Below are 3,156 nucleotides of genomic sequence, written 5' to 3' on the forward strand. Positions count from 1 at the left end.
CGGGAACGCTGCGCAAAGTCGAACTGTCCTTCGAGGATGGTAGCGGGATTGCCATTTCTGGTCCGTTTTCCGTTGCCGATGACGGGCGCATCAGCGGCGATTTCAAGGTGACGATGCGCAATCCGGAAGGTGTCGCCAAGGTCATGCAGGGCATTTTCCCTGAAGCAGGCAATACGATTTCGACCGTTGTTCAAGCGATGGCGTTCGTTCCGAAAGACGCGAGCRGCGCGCCGACGCTGCCCATCACGGTGAAGAACGGCAAAATGTCGGTTGGCTTTATTGGTATCGGACGATTGCCTGCGCTTTGATTGAAGAATATGGCATCAGTCGTCTTCAAACAGGAACCTTTCATAGTTCATCGAACTATTGAGGACACGCAAAACATTAACTGTGTCGCGACCGCCAGGATAAAATATCGCGTAGTTGCCATGAACCGCCCGTCTGATGCTTGTCCCCTCGTGGCGTGACAGCAACGGGCAGGCCCCGGGAAAATCCCCGATAGACACGCAACGGGTGTGGAGTTCGTTCATAAAGGTCAATGCTCTTCGAGGATTGTCGTCCGCAATGTAATCGCCGATCGCGAACAAGTCCTGGCGCGCTTCCTCCGTGAAAATAACCTTCAAAGGCCGCGTTCTTCCGCCATCTTGGCGTAACGCGCTTTCAACTCGTCAAAGACATCCTGTAGTGGCCGGACTCGGCCCGCCTCGACATCGGCCAAACCCCGCGCCAACGCAGCATCGAGTGCCGCCAAACGCTTTTCCCTCTCGTCAACGAGCCGGATACCTTCCCGCAGGACTTCGCTCTTCGAGTTGTACCGACCGCTTTCACCCAGCCGATTGAGCACGGATTCCAGATTGCCAAGTTCCACGCTTTGAGCCATTTGCCGCACCTCCAATAACCACTATATGAAGCTTCAATAATAGTTATCAAGTAAAATTGGTGTGCGGCACTGCCAATTAACCGCCCATTCGCCGTCACTGTGACGGCTGTCCAGCCTTTTGCCGTCCAAAGTCCGGAGCATCCACTTCCTGGCCGGCATCGATGATACCGCGGCGGACGGCGCGAGTCCGCGTGAACAGATCGAAAAGCGCATCGCCATCGCCCCAGCGAACCGATCGCTGCAACGAGGCGAGGTCCTCGGAAAACCGCGACAGCATTTCAAGGATGGCGTCCTTGTTGTGCAGGCAGACGTCGCGCCACATGGTGGGGTCGGACGCTGCCAGACGGGTGAAATCGCGAAAACCGGAAGCCGAATATTTGATGACTTCGGAGTTCGTCACTTCTTCCAGATCGCTGGCCGTGCCAACGATATTGTAGGCAATGAGGTGCGGCAGGTGCGATACGATGGCCAGCACACGGTCGTGATGCAAAGGGTCCATCGTGTCGAGCCGCGAACCACAGGCTTCCCAGAACTTCGTCAGCTTCACGATAGCGTCCGGGTCCGTCCCTTCGAGCGGCGTGAGGATACACCAGCGGTTGATGAACAGATCGGCAAAACCGGCATCGGGGCCGGAATATTCCGTTCCTGCCAGCGGATGGCCTGGAATGAAATGCACATTTGCGGGGAGTTCCGGCTGCATCTGCGCAATCACCGAACTCTTGGTTGAACCGACATCAGTCACGATCGCGCCGGGCTTCAGCGAGCCGGCAATCTGCCGGGCCACGTCGCCTGACGAACCCACAGGTACTGAAACGATAGCGAGATCGGCGTTCTTCACCGCCTCTGCACTATCAAGTGTATAACTATCGCCGAGGCCAAGCTCTTCGGCTCGAGCCAGTGTGGCTTGGCTGCGGGTGGAAATGACGATCTTGTCGGCGAGGCCCTCGCGCTTGATGACGCGCGCCAGCGACGAACCGATAAGGCCGATGCCGATCAGTGCGATTGTATTAAAATGAACGTCGGACATTTGTTTTACTTTAAGAATTTAGAAAGTGCAGCGACTACGCCGCGATTGGCTTCTTCGGATCCAATGGAGAGGCGCAACGCGTTCGGAAATCCGTATCCCGTAACGCGGCGCAAAATATAGCCCTTGCTCGTCAGGTAAGCGTCCGCCTTCTCCGCCGATTTCGCCGGATCTTCGGGAAAGTGCACGAGAAGGAAATTTCCGACCGACGGCGTGACCCGAAGCCCAAGCCCGGTCAATTGTTCGGTGAGCCAGGGCAGCCACTTTTCGTTGAAAACCACCGCATCGTTGAGATGTGCGCGGTCGCGTATCGCCGCAGCGCCGGCGACGATGGCCGCGGAGTTCAGATTGAATGGGCCGCGGATGCGGTTCGTCGCATCGATGATATGGGCAGGCGCAAACATCCAGCCGATGCGCAAAGCGGCAAGGCCGTATATCTTCGAAAACGTGCGGGTCATCACGACATTTTCGGACGATGATACCAGTTCGACACCTGACTCATAGTCATTGCGGCGAACATATTCCGCATAGGCGGCGTCAAGCACCAGCATGACGTTCTTCGGCAGCCCGGCATGCAGTCGGCGAACCTCTTCGAAAGGCAGATAGGTGCCTGTCGGATTGTTTGGATTTGCCAAGAATACGATCTTGGTGCGCGGCGTGACGACGCGCAAAATCGCATCTACATCGGCTTGCTCGTTCTTTTCGCTGGCAACGACCGGTACGCCACCCGCAGCCATGGTGGCGATCTTGTAAATCCCGAAACCATGCTCGGTGTAGACAGCCTCATCGCCTGCGGCGAGGTAGGCTTGGCACAAAATGCCGAGCAATTCGTCCGAACCATTGCCGCACATGATATTATCGACGTTCAAACCGTGGATATCGGCGATCGCCCGCTTCAGCAGGGTCGCCTGACCATCGGGATACATCTCCAGTTGCTCCACCGCAGCGCGATAAGCCTCCATCGCATGCTTGCTGGCACCGAGCGGCGTCTCGTTCGACGACAGCTTATGCACCTTCTCAACACCGGGAGCGCTGTGCTTACCGGGCACATAGGCAGCGATGTCGAGCACACCGGCTTTCGGAGTTGGGTGCATGTCTTGTCTTGTCGTTGTCATAATTGTTCGGTCCGTAACGGGCAAAAGCACCGTGCCGACATAGCTGTATGGAGCCCGCATGTCGAGAACAACTTGACTTTGCGCGAACTGCGACCATACCTACGCGCGATCACGCCCTCAATTGCGCAGACATGACG

At 56.7% G+C, this 3,156-nt stretch carries 5 protein-coding genes; 1 reads left to right on the forward strand and 4 read right to left on the reverse strand.

Features of this window, described 5'->3' with window-relative positions; all coding sequences use genetic code 11:
- Positions 1-308, forward strand: a 308-nt coding sequence (locus ACXJ5O_RS22745; RefSeq protein ID WP_457301885.1) for a DUF2125 domain-containing protein, incomplete at its 5' end; no start/stop codon positions are given.
- 15 nt (positions 309-323) lie between these two features.
- Here the strand turns inward: ACXJ5O_RS22745 and ACXJ5O_RS22750 are convergent.
- The 4 genes from ACXJ5O_RS22750 to hisC all read right to left on the reverse strand — a co-directional run bounded on the left by ACXJ5O_RS22750 (position 324) and on the right by hisC (position 3,019).
- A complete protein-coding gene (locus ACXJ5O_RS22750) occupies positions 324-623 on the reverse strand; it encodes a type II toxin-antitoxin system RelE/ParE family toxin (RefSeq protein ID WP_457301886.1) in 300 nt (99 codons plus the stop codon).
- On the reverse strand, positions 620-880 hold the full coding sequence (locus ACXJ5O_RS22755; protein ID WP_457301887.1) for a type II toxin-antitoxin system ParD family antitoxin: 261 nt from the start codon (positions 878-880) through the stop codon (positions 620-622). Before ACXJ5O_RS22755 ends, ACXJ5O_RS22750 begins: the two co-directional genes overlap by 4 nt.
- A 94-nt stretch (positions 881-974) precedes the next feature.
- Positions 975-1,907, reverse strand: coding sequence for a prephenate/arogenate dehydrogenase family protein (locus ACXJ5O_RS22760; protein WP_457301888.1), 933 nt, complete (start codon positions 1,905-1,907; stop codon positions 975-977).
- A 5-nt stretch (positions 1,908-1,912) separates the two neighbouring features.
- Complete coding sequence (gene hisC / locus ACXJ5O_RS22765; protein WP_457301889.1) at positions 1,913-3,019, reverse strand: histidinol-phosphate transaminase; 1,107 nt, start codon at positions 3,017-3,019, stop codon at positions 1,913-1,915.
- Between the last annotated feature and the right edge of the window lie 137 nt (positions 3,020-3,156).

Source organism: Phyllobacterium sp. P5_D12, assembly GCF_054049495.1.

What these genes read in the sequence shown, in the direction of transcription:
- ACXJ5O_RS22755 (WP_457301887.1), bottom strand. Translation starts at nt 880, where the DNA reads ATGGCTCAAAGCGTGGAACTTGGCAATCTGGAATCCGTGCTCAATCGG.
- hisC (WP_457301889.1), bottom strand. Translation starts at nt 3,019, where the DNA reads ATGACAACGACAAGACAAGACATGCACCCAACTCCGAAAGCCGGTGTG.
- ACXJ5O_RS22760 (WP_457301888.1), bottom strand. Translation starts at nt 1,907, where the DNA reads ATGTCCGACGTTCATTTTAATACAATCGCACTGATCGGCATCGGCCTT.